The sequence below is a fragment of the Flavobacterium sp. genome (assembly GCF_029242675.1).
In the GTDB taxonomy this organism is placed as follows: Bacteria; Bacteroidota; Bacteroidia; order Flavobacteriales; family Flavobacteriaceae; genus Flavobacterium.
In genome coordinates, this window is record NZ_JAQWTM010000295.1 from 1 (window position 1) to 16,624 (window position 16,624).

Below are 16,624 nucleotides of genomic sequence, written 5' to 3' on the forward strand. Positions count from 1 at the left end.
CGGTTAAAATACAATTGTAGCTTTACAAATAACGGAAAATTAGCGCTGTTTTAGAAAAATGATGATATGAATTGGTACGTACTTTATACAAAACCGAAGTGGGAAAAGAAAGTAGCAGAACAATTACAAAAAAACGGAATAGAATGTTATTGCCCTGTAATTAAGCAAGTACGGCAATGGTCAGATCGTAAAAAAAAGGTAGAAGTGCCTCTTTTTAATTCCTATGTATTTGTCCAATTGCCCGAGGCTGACAGAAATATCGTGTTTAGTTCTCCGGGTGTGGTTCGTTATCTTTTTTGGTTAAGTAAACCCGCAATAGTCCGGTCAGAAGAAATTGATGTTATTAAAAAATGGCTAAACACAGGTTTTGATGCTGATATTTCGATTGCCAAGTACAAAGTTGGTGATATGGTGGAGGTAGAGTCAGGGCCTTTTTTATCACAAAAAGCAATTGTCCAAGAAGTTAGTAACACTAATTATATTTTGGTATTGGAATCGTTGGGATGTGTATTAAAAATGAAAATCAACAAGGAATAACGAAGTTTGCGAGTTCTTTAGTTTTAATCAGCTGGCAATTTTATTTTAGTCACCTAAATTAGTGATTTTTGAAATGCGACTAATTGCTTTTGTTTCAGATAGGTGTTGATGGATAGTCTGTTATAGATTTAAAATATCTAAGTATAGGGTTTTCTTATTTTTGACTTTCCAAAAGTGAAGGAAATACGGCTAAATGTCATTATATTTGCCCTAGAATAGGCGTGAATTTGAACTTAATTATGTGAGTTTGAATCGCGAAGCTGTGTACAGTTGTCACCAAAATATGAAATTAATGAACCCTAATTCGAAAATAGCAGTAATTGGTCTTGGATATGTTGGCTTACCGCTAGCACGACTTTTTGCAACGAAATACGTTGTTGTAGGATTTGATATCAATATTGGGCGAGTGTCAGAATTGCAATCAGCAGTTGATGCTACTTTAGAGATAAATTCTAGTGCTTTAAAGAAGGTTTTGGTTTATGATCTCAACGCAACTCAAGGTCTATTTGTTACAAGTGCAATTTCGGATATTAAGAATTGCGATTACTATATTATTACGGTTCCTACGCCAGTTGACAAAAATAACCGACCTGATTTAACACCTTTGTACAAGGCGAGTGAGACCGTTGGGAAAGTAGTGAAAAAAGGAGCTATTGTTATATATGAGTCTACTGTATTTCCTGGAGCTACAGAGGAAGAATGTGTTCCTGTATTGGAGCGTATTTCTGGTTTAAAGTACAATACCGATTTTTACGTCGGGTATTCACCTGAACGAATCAATCCGGGAGACAAAGAACATACGGTTGATAAAATACTAAAAGTTACTTCCGGTTCTACACCAGAAGCGGGACAAAAAATAGATGCATTGTACCGCTCAGTAATATCGGCAGGTACACATTTAGCACCATCGATAAAAGTAGCTGAAGCAGCTAAAGTGATCGAAAATTCGCAACGAGACATCAATATTGCTTTTGTGAATGAATTAGCTAAAATATTCAATCTCATGAATATTGATACTCAGGCAGTTCTTGAGGCTGCCGGTACTAAATGGAATTTTTTACCCTTCAAGCCGGGTTTGGTTGGAGGGCATTGCATAGGAGTAGATCCGTATTACTTGGCGCAACGCGCTCAAGAATTTGGCTACCATCCTGAAATTATATTAGCAGGGAGACGATTAAACGATAGTATGGCGGAGTATGTCGCCTCACAAATCGTCAAATTGATGATTAAAAAAGGGATTTCAATTAATGGAGCCTCTTTGTTAATTTTAGGGATAACTTTCAAAGAAAACTGCCCTGATGTTAGAAACACCAAAATAATTACTGTTATTGAAGCGTTGAGCGACTATGGAATTAGTGTTACCACCTATGATCCAGTTGCTAACCCTGAGGCGGTATTGAAGGAATATGGAATTATTACACTGACCAATTTACCTAAAGCAAAGTTTGACGCTGTTGTATTGGGTGTTTCTCATAATGCTTTCTTATCGCTTGACATTGCTACTTTATTAAAGCCTTTGAGTGTTTTATATGATGTCAAAGGAATTTTAGGGGATCAAGCGGATGGACGTTTATAATGTATCTTCTTATAACTAAATGAAAAGTCTAATTTATTATGGAAAATAAATTCATCACACATGTAATTTTGACGGGAGGAGTAGGTAGCCGCTTATGGCCACTTTCTCGTAAAAGCCAACCTAAACAATATTTAGATATATTTGGTGGGAAATCTTTATTTGAAATGACTGTGGAACGCAATAAAAATATTGCTGATCAGGTTATGGTAGTTGGAAATATTGATAACCGTCATCTAAGCGAGAAAGTACTCGAGAAATCAGGTACACCCTATATTGATATTGTTGAATCGACACCACGAAATACCGCAGCAGCAATTGCATTTGCCGCTTTTGCCTCAAAACCAAATGATATTTTAATTGTAACTCCTTCGGATCATATTATTGGAGATGCTGATTTATACGAGCAGTCTATTCAAGAAGCTATCGATAAGGCTTCTAATGGTTTTATTGTTACCTTTGGAATTGTACCTACTAAGCCTGAAACGGGTTATGGCTATATTGAACGAAAAGGAGACAACGTACTTTCTTTTAGAGAAAAACCGAATCAAGTTACAGCAACTGATTTTATAGAAAAAGGAAGTTTTCTATGGAATAGCGGTATGTTTTGTTTTAAAGCAAATGTTTTCTTAGAAGAATTACAAAAATATACGCCAGAGGTTTATGAAAAATCAAAAATAGCTTGGGAAAATAATAGTGATGGAAATTTAGACTTGGAACTTTCACTAGAAATTCCTTCCATCAGTATTGACTATGCGGTAATGGAACGTTCAAGGAAAATAAAAGTGGTTTCAGCTCAATTCAGTTGGTCTGATTTGGGTTCGTTTGAATCGGTTTATGATTATTTAAAAACGATTGGGCACCCTGTTGATAAGCAGGGTAATATGGTGATTGGGACTAATAATTATACAGCCTTTGTAGGGGTTAGAGACACTATATTTGTATACACTCCAACTGCCAATCTTATTTTGCAAAAGCAGTATTCTCAAGATGTAAAAAATGTATATACGACACTAGAGAGGAAAAATTCAGAATTATTAAATTAGTTGTAGTAGTACTCTAACTAACGATAAAAGAGAATAAAGCTGAAGTTTCTTGAATTAGAACTAAACAGCATCACAATATAAATTACAATCAATATGAAAAAAATATTAGTAACAGGCGGCGCTGGTTTTGTAGGATCGCATTTATGTACTCGTTTGATTAATGAAGGTCATGATGTGATTTGTTTGGATAATTATTTCACTGGTGATAAGAAAAATATTTTACACTTGATCGGTAATCCCCGTTTTGAGTTAGTTCGTCATGATATTACAGAGCCTTTTTATGCTGAGGTCGATGAAATATACAATTTAGCGTGTCCAGCTTCTCCGGTACATTACCAATACAATCCTATCAAAACGATCAAAACATCAGTAATGGGTGCGATTAACACTTTAGGCTTGGCAAAGCGAGTAAAAGCTAAAATTTTACAAGCAAGTACCAGCGAGGTTTATGGAGATCCATCAGTTCATCCACAACCCGAGACTTACTGGGGGAATGTTAATCCTATTGGGATTCGTTCCTGTTATGACGAAGGGAAAAGATGTGCAGAAACCTTGTTCATGGATTACCACAATCAAAATCAAGTCGATATAAAAATCATTAGAATTTTTAATACGTATGGCCCAAGCATGAATCCTGCTGATGGACGTGTGGTTTCTAATTTTATTGTGCAAGCCTTACGAGGAGAAGATATCACTATTTTTGGAGACGGTTTACAAACACGTTCTTTTCAATATGTTGATGATTTAGTTGAAGGAATGATCCGAATGATGAATTCAGAGGATGGTTTTCTAGGTCCAGTGAATATTGGTAATCCAAATGAGTTTACCATGCTAGAACTAGCTGAAGCGGTAATTGCCTTAACTGATTCTAATTCTAAAATTATTCACCTGCCTTTACCACAAGATGATCCTAAGCAAAGACAACCGGATATCAGTTTAGCAAAGGCCAAGCTGAACGGATGGGAACCAAAAGTGCAATTGAATGAAGGCTTGATTAAGACGATTGCTTATTTTAAAACGATCGTTGATCAAGAAGTTAAATAAATAGAATAGTTGGTATCTAGGAAATTATTTCTACAAAATGATAGAATTTACTATTTCTTAAACAAATAAGAATAATCAATTATGGATAAAATACAACAAACTTGGACCGAAGAAATTAAATCTCAGGATTCCTTGTTTTCTGTTAACTTAAGGGAGGTTTGGCATTATCGAGATCTGTTGGTAATGCTAATAAAAAAAGATTTTATTACTTTTTACAAACAAACCATTCTAGGTCCTATTTGGTTTTTTATTCAACCCTTGCTAACCATGGTGATGTATGTGGTGCTGTTTGGTCAAATAGCCAAACTATCTACAGATGGGTTGCCACAAATAGCTTTTTATTTGGCAGGTATCACTATTTGGAATTATTTCTCGGAAGCTTTGACAAAAACATCTACGGTTTTTAAAGACAATTCTGCTGTTTTTGGTAAAATATATTTCCCTAGATTGATTATTCCACTTTCCATCGTTAGTTCTGCTTTGATGAAATTTGCAATCCAATTCAGTTTATTTATTTTGGTTGTATTGTATTATACATTCGTAACAAAGTCGATACAACCTAATATATGGATTTTGGCTACCCCTTTTTTAATCTTATTGATGGCCGCTTTTGCATTGGGTCTTGGTATGATCTTTTCAGCATTAACCACCAAGTATAAAGATCTTAGCTTTTTACTCACTTTTGGAATTCAGTTAGCCATGTACGCCACTCCGGTAGTTTATCCTATTTCGTCTTTTCCTGACAAATACAAATGGATTATTGATGCCAACCCGTTAAGTGGAATTTTTGAATGTTTTAGATATGGTTATTTAGGTTCGGGTAGTTTTGAAGCTTCAAGCCTTGGAATTAGTGCTTTGTTAATTACAGCTATTCTTGTTGTTGGCGTAGTTATTTTTAATAAAGTGGAGAAAAGCTTTATGGACACAGTTTAGATAGCTGCAGACATTAATGAAGAATTAGATCAGTATTTTACAAAAACGACAATGAAACAATTAGCTATAAAAGCAGAAAATATCTCAAAACAATATCGTCTTGGCGAAGTAGGAACAGGGACATTAAGCCATGATTTAAATCGTTTTTGGAGTAAAATTCGTGGGAAAGAAGATCCTTATTTAAAAATAGGAGACAGTAACGATCGTACAAGTACAGGTGCTAGTGACTACGTATGGTCACTAAAAGATATTAATTTCGAGGTTCAACAAGGTGACGCTGTTGGTATAATTGGTCGCAACGGAGCAGGAAAGAGTACCTTACTAAAGTTGTTGAGTAAAGTGACTAAACCAACCACCGGAAATTTTAAAGTAAACGGACGTATAGCCTCCTTGCTAGAAGTAGGAACAGGCTTTAACCCAGAGATGACAGGAAGAGAAAATATCTATATGAATGGTGCAATTCTTGGGATGCGTCGACACGAAATTACTAGAAAATTTGATGAAATTGTTGCCTTTGCAGGTGTTGAAAAATACATTGACACACCTGTTAAAAGATATTCCTCAGGAATGTATGTGCGATTAGCATTTGCAGTTGCTGCGCATCTTGAATCCGAGATATTGATCGTCGATGAGGTTTTAGCAGTGGGAGATGCCGAGTTCCAAAAAAAATGCCTAGGTAAAATGGGCGATGTTTCAAAGGGAGAGGGTCGAACGGTGCTATTTGTAAGCCATAACATGGTAGCGGTAAATAGCCTTTGTAATAATGGCATTGTGTTGAATAACGGGAAGATTAATTATAATGGCGGTATAATGGGCGCCGTGGAAAATTATTCTTTTCTGGGGCAAAACTTATTAGAAACCGATTTGTTTAGTAGAAAAGATAGAATGGGTACGGGAAAAATTAAATTTTCTAGTATTAATTTTTTCGATCTTGCAAATAATGAGATTACCAATATCCAAACGGGTATGTCACTCATTATAAAATGTTATTTTAAAAACAATATTGATCAAGATGCCTTAGAAAGTGTTCGTTTTGATTTAAATATTTTGGATCAAAATGAAGTGTTATTGACTCAATTAACATCATTTTCTCAACAAGAAAATTTTGTAATTAATGCTGATAGTACTCATTTTACAATCACTATTCCAAAGTTAAATTTACTAGAGGGCAAATACATCGTTTCTCTTTATGCTAAAATAAACGAAGACGAGGCGGATTGGATCAACAATGCGGTGAGTTTTTATATCGAAGCGGGAGATTATTATAATGTAGGTAAGGTAATGCCCAAGGGTTTTGGATTTGTTGCTTTGGATCACAGTTTAAAATTAAATTAAAAGATGATTAAAGTAGATTTATGGGGTAGGATGGGCAACCAAATGTTTCAATATGCCTTTGCAATTGCTACCGCCAGAAAGCTCCAAACAAAATTTATAATTGCGCCTACTCAAAAATTTGAATTAACAAAATATTTTGTTTTAGACCCATTAACTAATTTTTTGTATTCCTCTTTTTTTTGTAAACTGTACGCAAGAGTAGCGCATCGGATGTGTGCATATGAAACAATTTTTCAAATTAAAGAAAAAGAGGTAATGCTGAAAGATCAAGTAAGATACAGAGGCTTTTTTCAATCAGAAAACTTCTTCCAAACATCAGTTGATGAGGTAAAAAAGCGATTAGTCATCAAGAAACGTCTTAGAGCACAATTTCAAGAAAAGTATGGCAAGTTGTTTAGCGACAACAAAACGATTGTGATGCACTTTAGAAGAACAGATTATATCTCACATGGAGATGAGTCATATGGAGGGCAAGATATGTCATTGCCTATGAAATATTATGATAATTGTCTGCAGTTAATTAATGATGTGTGCGACTATCAAATAATTTGTATCAGTGATGATATCGTATTTGTAAAAGAGTATTATAAATATAAATCTAATTATTTATTTCTGGAAAATGATGCAATCATTGATTTTCAATTGATTTTAAACGCCGATATTGCTATTATTGCCAACAGTTCTTTTTCATGGTGGGCTGCCTATTTAAATGAAAAAGTAAATAAAGTTATATATGCACCAAAATTTTGGTTAGGTTTTAAAATAAAAGATGAAATCCCAGCTGATGTGATTCCAAATGATTTTCAGGCTGTAAATGTAAATTAGATGACTTTCAATACCCCCATACTTTTTTTAGTATTTAATAGACCTCACTACACTCAACAAGTTTTTGAGGCAATTCGTGCCGCTAAACCGAAACAGCTTTTTATCGCTGCTGATGGTCCAAGAGAGGATATTGCTTCTGATATTGCTAATTGTGAGGCTGTAAAAGATATTATCGCCAATGTGGACTGGGATTGTGAAGTAAAAAACCTTTTTAGAGATAAAAACTTAGGTTGCGGCTTGGCTCCAAGTTCAGCTATAACTTGGTTTTTTGAGCATGTAGAACAAGGTATTATTCTAGAAGATGATTGCTTGCCCTCCGCGAGTTTTTTTCCATTTTGTCAGGAAATGTTAGAACGGTATAAAAATGATTTTAGAATCAACTCTATTTGTGGTACAAATTTATTGAAGGAATGGGAAAGTGGTAATAATTCTTATTTTTTTTCGAAAGAGTCTGGAATTTGGGGCTGGGCTACCTGGAGAAGAGCTTGGTTAGAATATGATTATAAAGTTGCCAAATGGAATGACCACCGTGTTAAAGAGCTGTTTTTAGAACAATTTGAAAACACTTCGCAAAGAGCTGCTTATGAGTATGCATTAGACAAAGCGGTAAGCAATATTGCAGTAACATTTTGGGACTACCAATGGGTTTTTTCTAGAATTAGTAACTCACAATTTGGGATAATACCTTCTGTAAATTTAATATCAAATATAGGTTTTGGAGCGGATGCAACTCATACTTTTGATGCCAATTCTGAAATAAGTAACTTAGTTGCTCAAGAAATTTGTTTTCCAATTATTCATCCCATGTCAATAATGATTGATCATAAATATGACCATACTTTAAATTCTAAATTTCATCCGATTAAAGTATCTTTCGAAAATAAAATCTTTCAAAAATTATTTTATAGAATTCACGCTTTTTTTCATAATTAAAAATATGAAAATTTAATGTTAGAGCAAGTAAACTGCTATTCAATGATAATTTGCTTAAAGCAAGGATAATATAATTATAAAATTAAGGTTTTTAATGAAATCAAAAATTAAAATATTTTTATCTAAAATAGTATGCAAATTAATATTGCCTACTGATTTAATTAATATAATTGAAAACGAGAAAAGACAGAAATGTCTTAATCAAGTAACCATCGGAGTTAATTCTAATTTTCATGTCGGATCCGAAGTAGAGAATTATAGTGATACTGTTGAAAAGATTTCAATAGGATCTGGAACACACATAAGAGGACATTTACTTACTTGGCCTTATACGAAAGACGGCATAATTATCGGTGATAATTGTTATATTGGTAAGGGTTCTGTAATATGGTCGGGGCAAAAAATTAAAATTGGTAACAATGTGCTAATTAGTCATAATGTGACTATAATAGATTCTGATAGTCACGAGTTAGATCCAATTGAAAGAGCTGACTCATATAAAAAATTAATTCAATTTGGCCATCCATTTACCGCTGGAAAAATAAAAACGAGTCCGATTATTATAGAAGATTATGTATGGATTAGTTATAATGTATCAATTTTAAAAGGTGTAACCATAGGTACAGGAGCTATTATTGGTGCAGGCTCAATAATTACAAAAGATGTCGCTCCATTTTCAAAGGTGGTAGGCAATTCAAGTAGAATTTTAAACAAATAAATAATATTATTATGTTCGGCATTAAAACATTTTTTAAAAAAAATAGAGCTCAGATGAGTAATCTCAAACATGAAATTATTTTTAACAGACTCACTTTAGGTAAATTATTAGAGAGAGATAATATCAATAATACAGCGGCTATTCTGGCTGATATTCAAAAATCTGAGTTTAAAATTTTCTCTCAATGGGGGGATGATGGCATAATCAATTTTCTCATTAACTACCTAGATGATATTCCAAAGACTTTTGTTGAATTTGGTGTCGAGAATTATACAGAGAGCAACACGAGGTTCCTATTAATTAATAATAATTGGAGTGGATTGATTATGGATGGTTCTGATGATAATATTGCTTTTGTAAAATCAGAAAATTTATTTTGGCAGCAAAACCTAACAGCAATTGCAGATTTTATAACTGCTGAAAATATTGATAATTTGTTAATTAATAATGGATTCATAGGTGAATTAGGCTTATTGCATATTGATATTGATGGCAATGATTATTGGGTTTGGAAAGCAATAAAAGCAGTTGATCCAATTATTGTTATAGTTGAATACAACAGTTTATTTGGGGCTGATAATCCTTGGACTACACTCTACGATCCATCATTCGTTCGAACAAAATCACATTATTCAAATTTACTTTATGGTACCTCATTACTTTCTATTTGTGATTTGGCTGCAGAAAAAGGGTATGGTTTCATCGGTTGTAATAGTAATGGTAACAATGCTTATTTTGTTAGAAAGGATAAATTGAAAGATTTAAGAGAATTAACCGTAACAGATGGTTATGTCAAATCTCAATTTTCTGAAGGTAGAGATAAAGATGGTAATTTAGTATTCGCAAGAGGAGAGGAACGTTTAATTCCATTGCAAGGATTGGATATTTATAATACCCGTACTGAGAAAATTGAAAAAATTCAATTGTAAAATTGAATTAGGATAAATTTTAAAACAATGAAAATATTAATAATAGGTTCAAATGGTTTTATTGGACAACATTGTTCCAATTTCTTTACTAACGTATCTGGAACTAGCGTTTATGGGGCTGATATCACTGCTTCAGACAAACCTAATTATTTTCAGTTAGATTCAAGCAATACTAACTTTAATACTTTATTTCAAAATAATCAATTCGACGTTTGTATCAATTGCTCGGGTTCAGCTAATGTTGGTTTTTCATTTGAAAATCCGGATATTGATTTTGAACTTAATGTTCTCAATGTTCAAAAAATTCTAGTTGCGTTGAAGAATTTTAATTCAAATTGTAAATTTATAAATTTCTCTAGCGCTGCAGTATACGGAAACCCTGAGATGTTACCAATCCTTGAAAATGCAGCTAGTAAGCCGCTTTCTCCTTACGGTTTTCACAAACTGCAAAGCGAGTTATTGTTAACGGAATATCACAATTTTTTTGGGTTGCAAACTTGTAGTTTGCGTGTGTTCTCAGCTTATGGTCCCGGCTTAAGTAAGCAACTTTTTTGGGATCTCTTTCAAAAAGTATCGGCTAGTACAACAATTACCCTTTTCGGGACAGGAAATGAAACCCGAGATTTTATATATATTGATGACTTAATTCAAATTATTCGTTTAATAATTGAAAAAGGAGATTTTCAAGGAACAACTTACAATGTAGCTTCAAGTGTGGAAACAACAATAGGCGATGCAGTTACAATTTTTAGAGATGAGTTCGCTCCGAATAATACCATTGTATTTAATGGGAAAGCTAAATTAGGAGATCCAAATAATTGGTGTGCTGATATTTCAAAAATAGAAGCGTTGGGATTTAAAAATAAGGTATCAATTACTGAGGGTATAAAAAAATATATTGCATGGATCAAAGAATTAGAATAGGTATTATTTACTCCTATGACGAAAATTGGATTGGAGGAACCTATTATTATCAAAATTTAATCCAATCTTTGAATTTATTACCTGACGATGAGAAGCCATTTATAGTGATATTAAGTAACGCTGCAGCCTCGTTCGAGTCTATAAAATTATTGCACTATCCTTACATTTCCTATCAATTAATAAATCAAACTCATAGTTTGTCTCAACGTGTCAGTAATAAACTTAAACGTATTTTTGTAAAAAACTGGGTATACCAGTCTGCTAAAATAAATTTTGATATTGATGTACTTTTTCAACCTAGCGAAATAAATCTACCCAATACCATTAAAAAGCATTTGTATTGGATCCCAGATTTTCAAGAGTTACATTTACCTCATTTATTTTCTCAAGAATATTTGGCATACCGAAAACAATCACAAGAAGCGATACTAGGGAGTACCCATCATATTTTATTTAGTAGTGAAGATGCTAAAAGTGATTTTAAAAGATTATATCCTACGGCAATGTCACATTGTTATGTGGTCAATTTTGCAGTATTTCATCCAGATTATCTAAGTTATGTAAAAACCGAATTAGGACAAAAATATCAGATAGATATGAATGTTCCTTTTTTCTTTTCTCCCAATCAATTTTGGAAACATAAAAACCATATAGTCCTTCTCCAAGCCTTAAAAATGATTAAGGAAACTACCCATTATAATTTTCAAATTCTTTTTTCTGGAAAAGAATTTGACCCTCGAAATCCTACTTATTTTGAGGAAATAAAAGAGTATGTTATAGAGAATAACTTGAATGATTGTGTTCGGTTTTTAGGGTTTATCGATCGCGGTGAACAATTGTTTTTTATGAAAAATGCAGTCGCAGTGATACAGCCTTCATTGTTTGAAGGTTGGAGTAGTGTAGTAGAGGATGCCAAAGCAATGAATCAAAATTTAATTGTTTCGAATTTAAGAGTGCATAAAGAGCAACTTGGCGATCAAGCCTTTTATTTTGATCCTCTAGACCCTAAACAACTTGCATCACAAATTATCCTATTTTTGGAAAAGAAAATTAATTTACCACAATTTAATTACGAACAAAACTTAAGTTTGTTTGGAAAAAATTTTATGAATGTAGTTTTAAATCTTAAATCGTAAATGAATTTTCCTAAAATTTCAATCGTTACCCCTTCCTATAATCAAGGACAATTTCTAGAACAGACTATCTTATCCGTATTGGGACAATCGTATCCTAATTTAGAATACCTTATTTATGATGGTGGTAGTAATGATGACTCAGTTGCCATCATTAAAAAACACGAACAGCATTTAACTTATTGGGAATCAAAAAAGGATAAAGGGCAGTCTGATGCCATAAACAAAGGATTTGCAAGAGCAACGGGTGACATTTTAATGTGGTTAAATAGCGATGATATTTTAATGCCTAACATGTTGCAGTACATCGCAAAGCAATTTATAGAGAAAGGGGATGGGATCTATTTTGGGAATTGCATTCATTTTGAGGAATCTGTAACTGGAGTCAGTACCTATGGAAGCGATGTTGTTGATAGATATAAAACATTGACCTTGGATTTGGCAGCAATTATTATTCAGCCTTCCTCTTTTTGGAGTAGAAAAGTATGGGAGAACAACGGTATTTTAGATGAGAATTTCCATTTTGGTTTTGATTGGGAATGGTTTTTACGAGCTAAAAAAAATAATATCGAATTTTTTGCTTTGCATCAACCGTTATCGATTTATCGAATTCATGAAGCACATAAAAGTGGTGTAGGAGGGACTAAGAGGCAGGATGAACTACTAAAAATTTATGAGTTATATTCTCCTAAGTATGCGCCTCTTTATCGTTTAATTCGTTCGGAGAATCTTGATGTCTCGACAATCGAACGTACTATATATTTGCTACACCGCGTGTTTTCTAAAACTGAATTTTCAAAAGGGCATTTTTTAAAATTAATGAAAAGAAATAAATATAAGTCGTTTACAGTAGCGGAGATCAATGCAATCAGAGGAATGTTGTAAGATAAAGAAACTACTAATTAAAAATAAAGAAGCGCAGATCATACCCTGCAAGAATATCCTAATGAAAAATAGTTACAATGAATAGTACATCAAAAATTTATATTGCGGGTCATAACGGAATGGTAGGGAGTGCCATTCATAGAGACTTGATGGCAAAAGGTTTTACTAATTTTATACTAAAATCATCCAAAGAGTTAGATCTTAGAGATGCCATGCAGGTTAAAACATTTTTTGAAAATGAAAAACCAGAATATGTTTTCTTAGCTGCTGCAAAAGTTGGGGGAATTGTAGCTAACAATACCTACCGTGCGGATTTTATCTACGATAATTTGATGATACAAAATAATGTAATTCATCATTCCTATTTAAATGGTGTTACAAAGTTACTATTTTTAGGATCTAGCTGTATCTATCCAAAATTAGCGCCGCAACCCTTAAAAGAGGAATATCTTTTAACTGGTGAATTAGAACCTACAAACGAGCCTTATGCTATTGCAAAAATCGCAGGGATAAAAATGTGCGATGCTTATAGGAGTCAGTACGGCTGTAATTTTATATCTGTTATGCCTACTAATTTATATGGAAAAAATGACAATTATGATTTAGAAAATTCTCATGTATTGCCGGCGATGATTCGTAAATTTCATGAAGCCAAAGTAAATAATGATACTGAGGTAACACTATGGGGTACTGGGTCACCAATGCGCGAATTTTTAAACGCCGATGATATGGCAGCTGCTTGTGTGTTTTTAATGGAATCCTATAATGAAGCAGGTTTGATCAATATTGGGACAGGAAAGGATATTACCATTAAAGATTTAGCCGAAACTATTAAAAAAATTGTAGGATATGCAGGTGAGATTATTTGGGATACAACTCGTCCAGATGGCACGGCACGAAAGCTAATGGATGTAAATAAGTTAACTAACTTAGGCTGGAAATACAGTATTGAATTAGAGGTAGGAATAAAAGAAGTTTACAACGAAAAATTTTTATAAAAGAGATGAAAAAGACAGCATTAATTACAGGTATAACAGGACAAGATGGTTCTTATTTAGCAGAGTTGTTACTAGAAAAAGGATATGAAGTTCACGGTGTAAAACGCAGAGCTTCCTCATATAATACGCAGCGAATTGATCATTTATATGTCGATTTACATGAAAAAAATGTACATTTTAAATTGCATTACGGTGATTTGACTGATTCCACTAATATTATAAGAATTATTCAAGAAGTACAACCTGATGAAATTTACAATTTAGGTGCCATGTCGCATGTGAAGGTAAGTTTTGATTCACCTGAATATGTAGCTAATGTAGATGGAATTGGTACGTTACGTATCCTTGAAGCAATTCGTATTTTGGGGCTAAAGGATAAGACAAGAATATACCAAGCTTCTACTTCTGAACTATACGGTTTAGTGCAAGAAGTACCACAGTCAGAAACAACTCCATTTTATCCACGTTCCCCTTATGGAGTAGCTAAAATATATGGTTTTTGGATTACTAAAAATTATAGAGAAGCTTACGGCATGTATGCTTGCAATGGGATTTTGTTTAATCACGAATCTCCAAGAAGAGGCGAAACCTTCGTTACACGCAAAATTACTATGGCAGTAGCGCGAATTGCTACAGGGTCACAGGACTGTTTGTATCTTGGGAACTTAAATGCGCAACGAGATTGGGGTCATGCCAAAGATTATGTAGAGGCAATGTGGTTGATGCTACAGCAGGATAAACCGGAAGATTTTGTAATTGCTACGGGAAAAACGACTTATGTTCGCGAATTTGTTAGAATGGCATTTGCTGAATGCGGAATCGAATTAGTTTTTGCGGGTGAAGCGGAGGCCGAGATTGCTACAGTTATCGCTTGCACAAATCCAGCTTATCAAATTGAAATAGGTAAAACAGTCGTAAAAGTGGATCCAGAATACTATAGACCAACTGAAGTTGAGCTTTTAATTGGAAATCCAACAAAATCGAATACGCAACTGAATTGGATACCTAAATATGATTTAGCAGCATTAGTTCATGAAATGGTGGCCAATGATTTGGCTTTAGTACAGTAATTAATTACATGAAATTAAATCCGATTCTTTCAATTATTACGATTAATTTTAATGATGTGACTGGCTTAAAGCGCACAGTAAATAGCGTTTTTGGTCAAAATAATAAGGAATTTGAATATATCGTAATTGATGGAGGGAGTACAGACGGCAGTGCGGCTTATATAAATAATAATAAAACACATTTTGATTATTGTATTTCGGAGCCCGATAAAGGAATTTATAATGCTATGAATAAAGGTATTCTCGCTGCCAAGGGAGAATACCTATTGTTTTTAAATAGTGGAGACCTTTTGTTTGGTGCTGAAACAATTAATAACGTCATCGAAATTTTAAAAAGTAAAACTAAGGATATTTTTTTTGGTGACCTTGTCAATAGAAAGGAGCAAGATACTGTAGAAAGTTATTCTGAAAAAATTACATTTAAAAAGTTTTTTGACGGTTCTTTACCACATCCTGCCTCGTTTATTAAAAGAAGTTGCTTTCTTGATGATAATTTATATGATGAGGATTTAAAGATAGTTTCAGATTGGAAATTCTTTATTGTTGGAATTTTTAAGAAAAATTTTTCTTTTGAGTATATAGACCAAATTATTACTGTTTATTATTTAGATGGCATAAGTTCTACTAACAAGGAATTAGATACTTACGAACGTCAAAAAATCCTAAAACAGGAATTCCCCTTATTTTATGACGATTACCTAGAGTATCAAATGTTGAAATATTATTTTCGAAAATACAAGTTGGACCTAGTTAAAAGATGGATTGTTCGATTAAAAAATAAAATGTGATGCTTGTTAGTACTACATTTTCATCTATTACCGTAATCTAAAATGAATATATTACTCGCTTTAAATGTAGATTTTGACTCTAATAGTGGTGGCTTAGAGCGGTCTGCGGTGAATTTAATCACTTATTTATCTAAGCAGCCTTCTATCAAGTGTGTTTGTGCTTTCAATAAATTTGTTGATAAAATTGATAATATATTTGAAATAGAAACAATAATTAGGTTAGCAGTAGATTTAAAAAAAATTATTACTGACCATCATATTGATATTGTTTTACTTCCTGGAGGGCCTTGGTATACTTTGTTAGCTGCTGAAGCCGTGAAAAACACAAATTGCAAAATCATCACCGCCTGGCATTTTAGTCCAGGTATACGGGTAGGTTATTCATTCAAGGAAATTATCAATTCTTTTAAAAAAAGTTTTAGTGTATATGGAAAACTCAAGGTTTTAACAAAAATTGCTATTTATCCCCTTTACGTCCTATACGAAGAGCGTAAAGATAAAATGATATTTAGAGAATCGTATCTTGTAAGTGACCGATTTGTTGTTTTATCAGCATCGTACATCAGTAACTTTAAACAATACTATGCATTTTCGAATGTTGATAAAATGGTAGCAATAAGTAATTCACTTTCGTTTCCGGAATCAATTTCAAAAGAGTCCATATTAATTAAGGATAAAACCATATTAATTGTAGCGCGCCTGGACGAAAGCTCTAAAAGATTGACTTATGCGTTAAAAATATGGAAATTATTAGAAGCTAGAAATCCAGAATGGAAACTGCAGTTAGTTGGCGAAGGCAAGGATAGGACGCTCTATGAGTGCGCGGTTATTGAATTGCAGCTGAAAAGAGTTTTTTTTGAAGGAAAGCAGCAACCGCAGTCTTTTTATAAAAAAGCAGCTATTTTTATGATGACTTCTAAGCATGAAGGTTGGGGATTAACGTTAACCGAAGC

Annotated in this window: 17 protein-coding genes; all 17 read left to right on the plus strand. The window is 33.3% G+C overall.

The features are described 5' to 3' along the window. Window positions 1-66: 66 nt before the first annotated feature. The gene (locus P8M54_RS10655; RefSeq protein WP_300287822.1) at window positions 67-537 is read left to right on the plus strand and encodes a UpxY family transcription antiterminator; all 471 of its coding nucleotides are present in this window, start codon (window positions 67-69) and stop codon (window positions 535-537) included. Between the two features lie 292 nt (window positions 538-829). Next, the gene (locus P8M54_RS10660; protein ID WP_300287823.1) at window positions 830-2,113 is read left to right on the plus strand and encodes a nucleotide sugar dehydrogenase; all 1,284 of its coding nucleotides are present in this window, start codon (window positions 830-832) and stop codon (window positions 2,111-2,113) included. A 38-nt stretch (window positions 2,114-2,151) separates the two neighbouring features. Further along, window positions 2,152-3,156, plus strand: a complete 1,005-nt coding sequence (locus P8M54_RS10665) for a mannose-1-phosphate guanylyltransferase (RefSeq protein WP_300287824.1) — start codon at window positions 2,152-2,154, stop codon at window positions 3,154-3,156. A 93-nt stretch (window positions 3,157-3,249) separates the two neighbouring features. Next, a complete protein-coding gene (locus tag P8M54_RS10670; protein ID WP_300287826.1) occupies window positions 3,250-4,200 on the plus strand; it encodes a UDP-glucuronic acid decarboxylase family protein in 951 nt (316 codons plus the stop codon). Between the two features lie 81 nt (window positions 4,201-4,281). Then, the gene (locus P8M54_RS10675; RefSeq protein WP_300287827.1) at window positions 4,282-5,133 is read left to right on the plus strand and encodes an ABC transporter permease; all 852 of its coding nucleotides are present in this window, start codon (window positions 4,282-4,284) and stop codon (window positions 5,131-5,133) included. Window positions 5,134-5,184: 51 nt separating this feature from the next. Further along, entirely contained in the window at window positions 5,185-6,468 is a 1,284-nt protein-coding gene (locus P8M54_RS10680; RefSeq protein WP_300287828.1) for an ABC transporter ATP-binding protein, read from the plus strand. A 3-nt stretch (window positions 6,469-6,471) separates the two neighbouring features. Further along, entirely contained in the window at window positions 6,472-7,293 is an 822-nt protein-coding gene (locus P8M54_RS10685) for an alpha-1,2-fucosyltransferase (protein ID WP_300287829.1), read from the plus strand. Further along, window positions 7,294-8,226, plus strand: coding sequence for a nucleotide-diphospho-sugar transferase (locus P8M54_RS10690; RefSeq protein ID WP_300287830.1), 933 nt, complete (start codon window positions 7,294-7,296; stop codon window positions 8,224-8,226). 94 nt (window positions 8,227-8,320) lie between these two features. Then, window positions 8,321-8,944, plus strand: a complete 624-nt coding sequence (locus tag P8M54_RS10695; RefSeq protein ID WP_300287831.1) for an acyltransferase — start codon at window positions 8,321-8,323, stop codon at window positions 8,942-8,944. Window positions 8,945-8,997: 53 nt separating this feature from the next. Next, complete coding sequence (locus P8M54_RS10700) at window positions 8,998-9,873, plus strand: hypothetical protein (RefSeq protein ID WP_300287833.1); 876 nt, start codon at window positions 8,998-9,000, stop codon at window positions 9,871-9,873. Window positions 9,874-9,900: 27 nt separating this feature from the next. Then, on the plus strand, window positions 9,901-10,797 hold the full coding sequence (locus P8M54_RS10705) for an SDR family oxidoreductase (RefSeq protein ID WP_300287834.1): 897 nt from the start codon (window positions 9,901-9,903) through the stop codon (window positions 10,795-10,797). Then, window positions 10,776-11,933, plus strand: coding sequence for a glycosyltransferase (locus P8M54_RS10710; RefSeq protein ID WP_300287835.1), 1,158 nt, complete (start codon window positions 10,776-10,778; stop codon window positions 11,931-11,933). Before P8M54_RS10705 ends, P8M54_RS10710 begins: the two co-directional genes overlap by 22 nt. Further along, a complete protein-coding gene (locus P8M54_RS10715; RefSeq protein WP_300287836.1) occupies window positions 11,934-12,815 on the plus strand; it encodes a glycosyltransferase family 2 protein in 882 nt (293 codons plus the stop codon). Between the two features lie 77 nt (window positions 12,816-12,892). Then, window positions 12,893-13,813: a GDP-L-fucose synthase gene (locus P8M54_RS10720; RefSeq protein ID WP_300287837.1), complete on the plus strand. Its 921-nt coding sequence runs from the start codon at window positions 12,893-12,895 to the stop codon at window positions 13,811-13,813. Between the two features lie 5 nt (window positions 13,814-13,818). Further along, the gene (gene gmd, locus P8M54_RS10725) at window positions 13,819-14,883 is read left to right on the plus strand and encodes a GDP-mannose 4,6-dehydratase (RefSeq protein WP_300287838.1); all 1,065 of its coding nucleotides are present in this window, start codon (window positions 13,819-13,821) and stop codon (window positions 14,881-14,883) included. Window positions 14,884-14,891: 8 nt separating this feature from the next. Beyond that, window positions 14,892-15,671 carry a glycosyltransferase family 2 protein gene (locus tag P8M54_RS10730; RefSeq protein ID WP_300287839.1) on the plus strand — a complete coding sequence of 260 codons (780 nt, stop codon included), beginning with the start codon at window positions 14,892-14,894 and terminating at the stop codon, window positions 15,669-15,671. A gap of 42 nt (window positions 15,672-15,713) precedes the next feature. Continuing rightward, window positions 15,714-16,624, plus strand: a 911-nt coding sequence (locus P8M54_RS10735; protein WP_300287841.1) for a glycosyltransferase, incomplete at its 3' end; no start/stop codon positions are given.

What these genes read in the sequence shown, in the direction of transcription:
- P8M54_RS10655 (WP_300287822.1), top strand. Translation starts at nt 67, where the DNA reads ATGAATTGGTACGTACTTTATACAAAACCGAAGTGGGAAAAGAAAGTA.
- P8M54_RS10660 (WP_300287823.1), top strand. Translation starts at nt 830, where the DNA reads ATGAACCCTAATTCGAAAATAGCAGTAATTGGTCTTGGATATGTTGGC.
- P8M54_RS10665 (WP_300287824.1), top strand. Translation starts at nt 2,152, where the DNA reads ATGGAAAATAAATTCATCACACATGTAATTTTGACGGGAGGAGTAGGT.
- P8M54_RS10670 (WP_300287826.1), top strand. Translation starts at nt 3,250, where the DNA reads ATGAAAAAAATATTAGTAACAGGCGGCGCTGGTTTTGTAGGATCGCAT.
- P8M54_RS10675 (WP_300287827.1), top strand. Translation starts at nt 4,282, where the DNA reads ATGGATAAAATACAACAAACTTGGACCGAAGAAATTAAATCTCAGGAT.
- P8M54_RS10680 (WP_300287828.1), top strand. Translation starts at nt 5,185, where the DNA reads ATGAAACAATTAGCTATAAAAGCAGAAAATATCTCAAAACAATATCGT.
- P8M54_RS10685 (WP_300287829.1), top strand. Translation starts at nt 6,472, where the DNA reads ATGATTAAAGTAGATTTATGGGGTAGGATGGGCAACCAAATGTTTCAA.
- P8M54_RS10690 (WP_300287830.1), top strand. Translation starts at nt 7,294, where the DNA reads ATGACTTTCAATACCCCCATACTTTTTTTAGTATTTAATAGACCTCAC.
- P8M54_RS10695 (WP_300287831.1), top strand. Translation starts at nt 8,321, where the DNA reads ATGAAATCAAAAATTAAAATATTTTTATCTAAAATAGTATGCAAATTA.
- P8M54_RS10700 (WP_300287833.1), top strand. Translation starts at nt 8,998, where the DNA reads ATGAGTAATCTCAAACATGAAATTATTTTTAACAGACTCACTTTAGGT.
- P8M54_RS10705 (WP_300287834.1), top strand. Translation starts at nt 9,901, where the DNA reads ATGAAAATATTAATAATAGGTTCAAATGGTTTTATTGGACAACATTGT.
- P8M54_RS10710 (WP_300287835.1), top strand. Translation starts at nt 10,776, where the DNA reads ATGGATCAAAGAATTAGAATAGGTATTATTTACTCCTATGACGAAAAT.
- P8M54_RS10715 (WP_300287836.1), top strand. Translation starts at nt 11,934, where the DNA reads ATGAATTTTCCTAAAATTTCAATCGTTACCCCTTCCTATAATCAAGGA.
- P8M54_RS10720 (WP_300287837.1), top strand. Translation starts at nt 12,893, where the DNA reads ATGAATAGTACATCAAAAATTTATATTGCGGGTCATAACGGAATGGTA.
- gmd (WP_300287838.1), top strand. Translation starts at nt 13,819, where the DNA reads ATGAAAAAGACAGCATTAATTACAGGTATAACAGGACAAGATGGTTCT.
- P8M54_RS10730 (WP_300287839.1), top strand. Translation starts at nt 14,892, where the DNA reads ATGAAATTAAATCCGATTCTTTCAATTATTACGATTAATTTTAATGAT.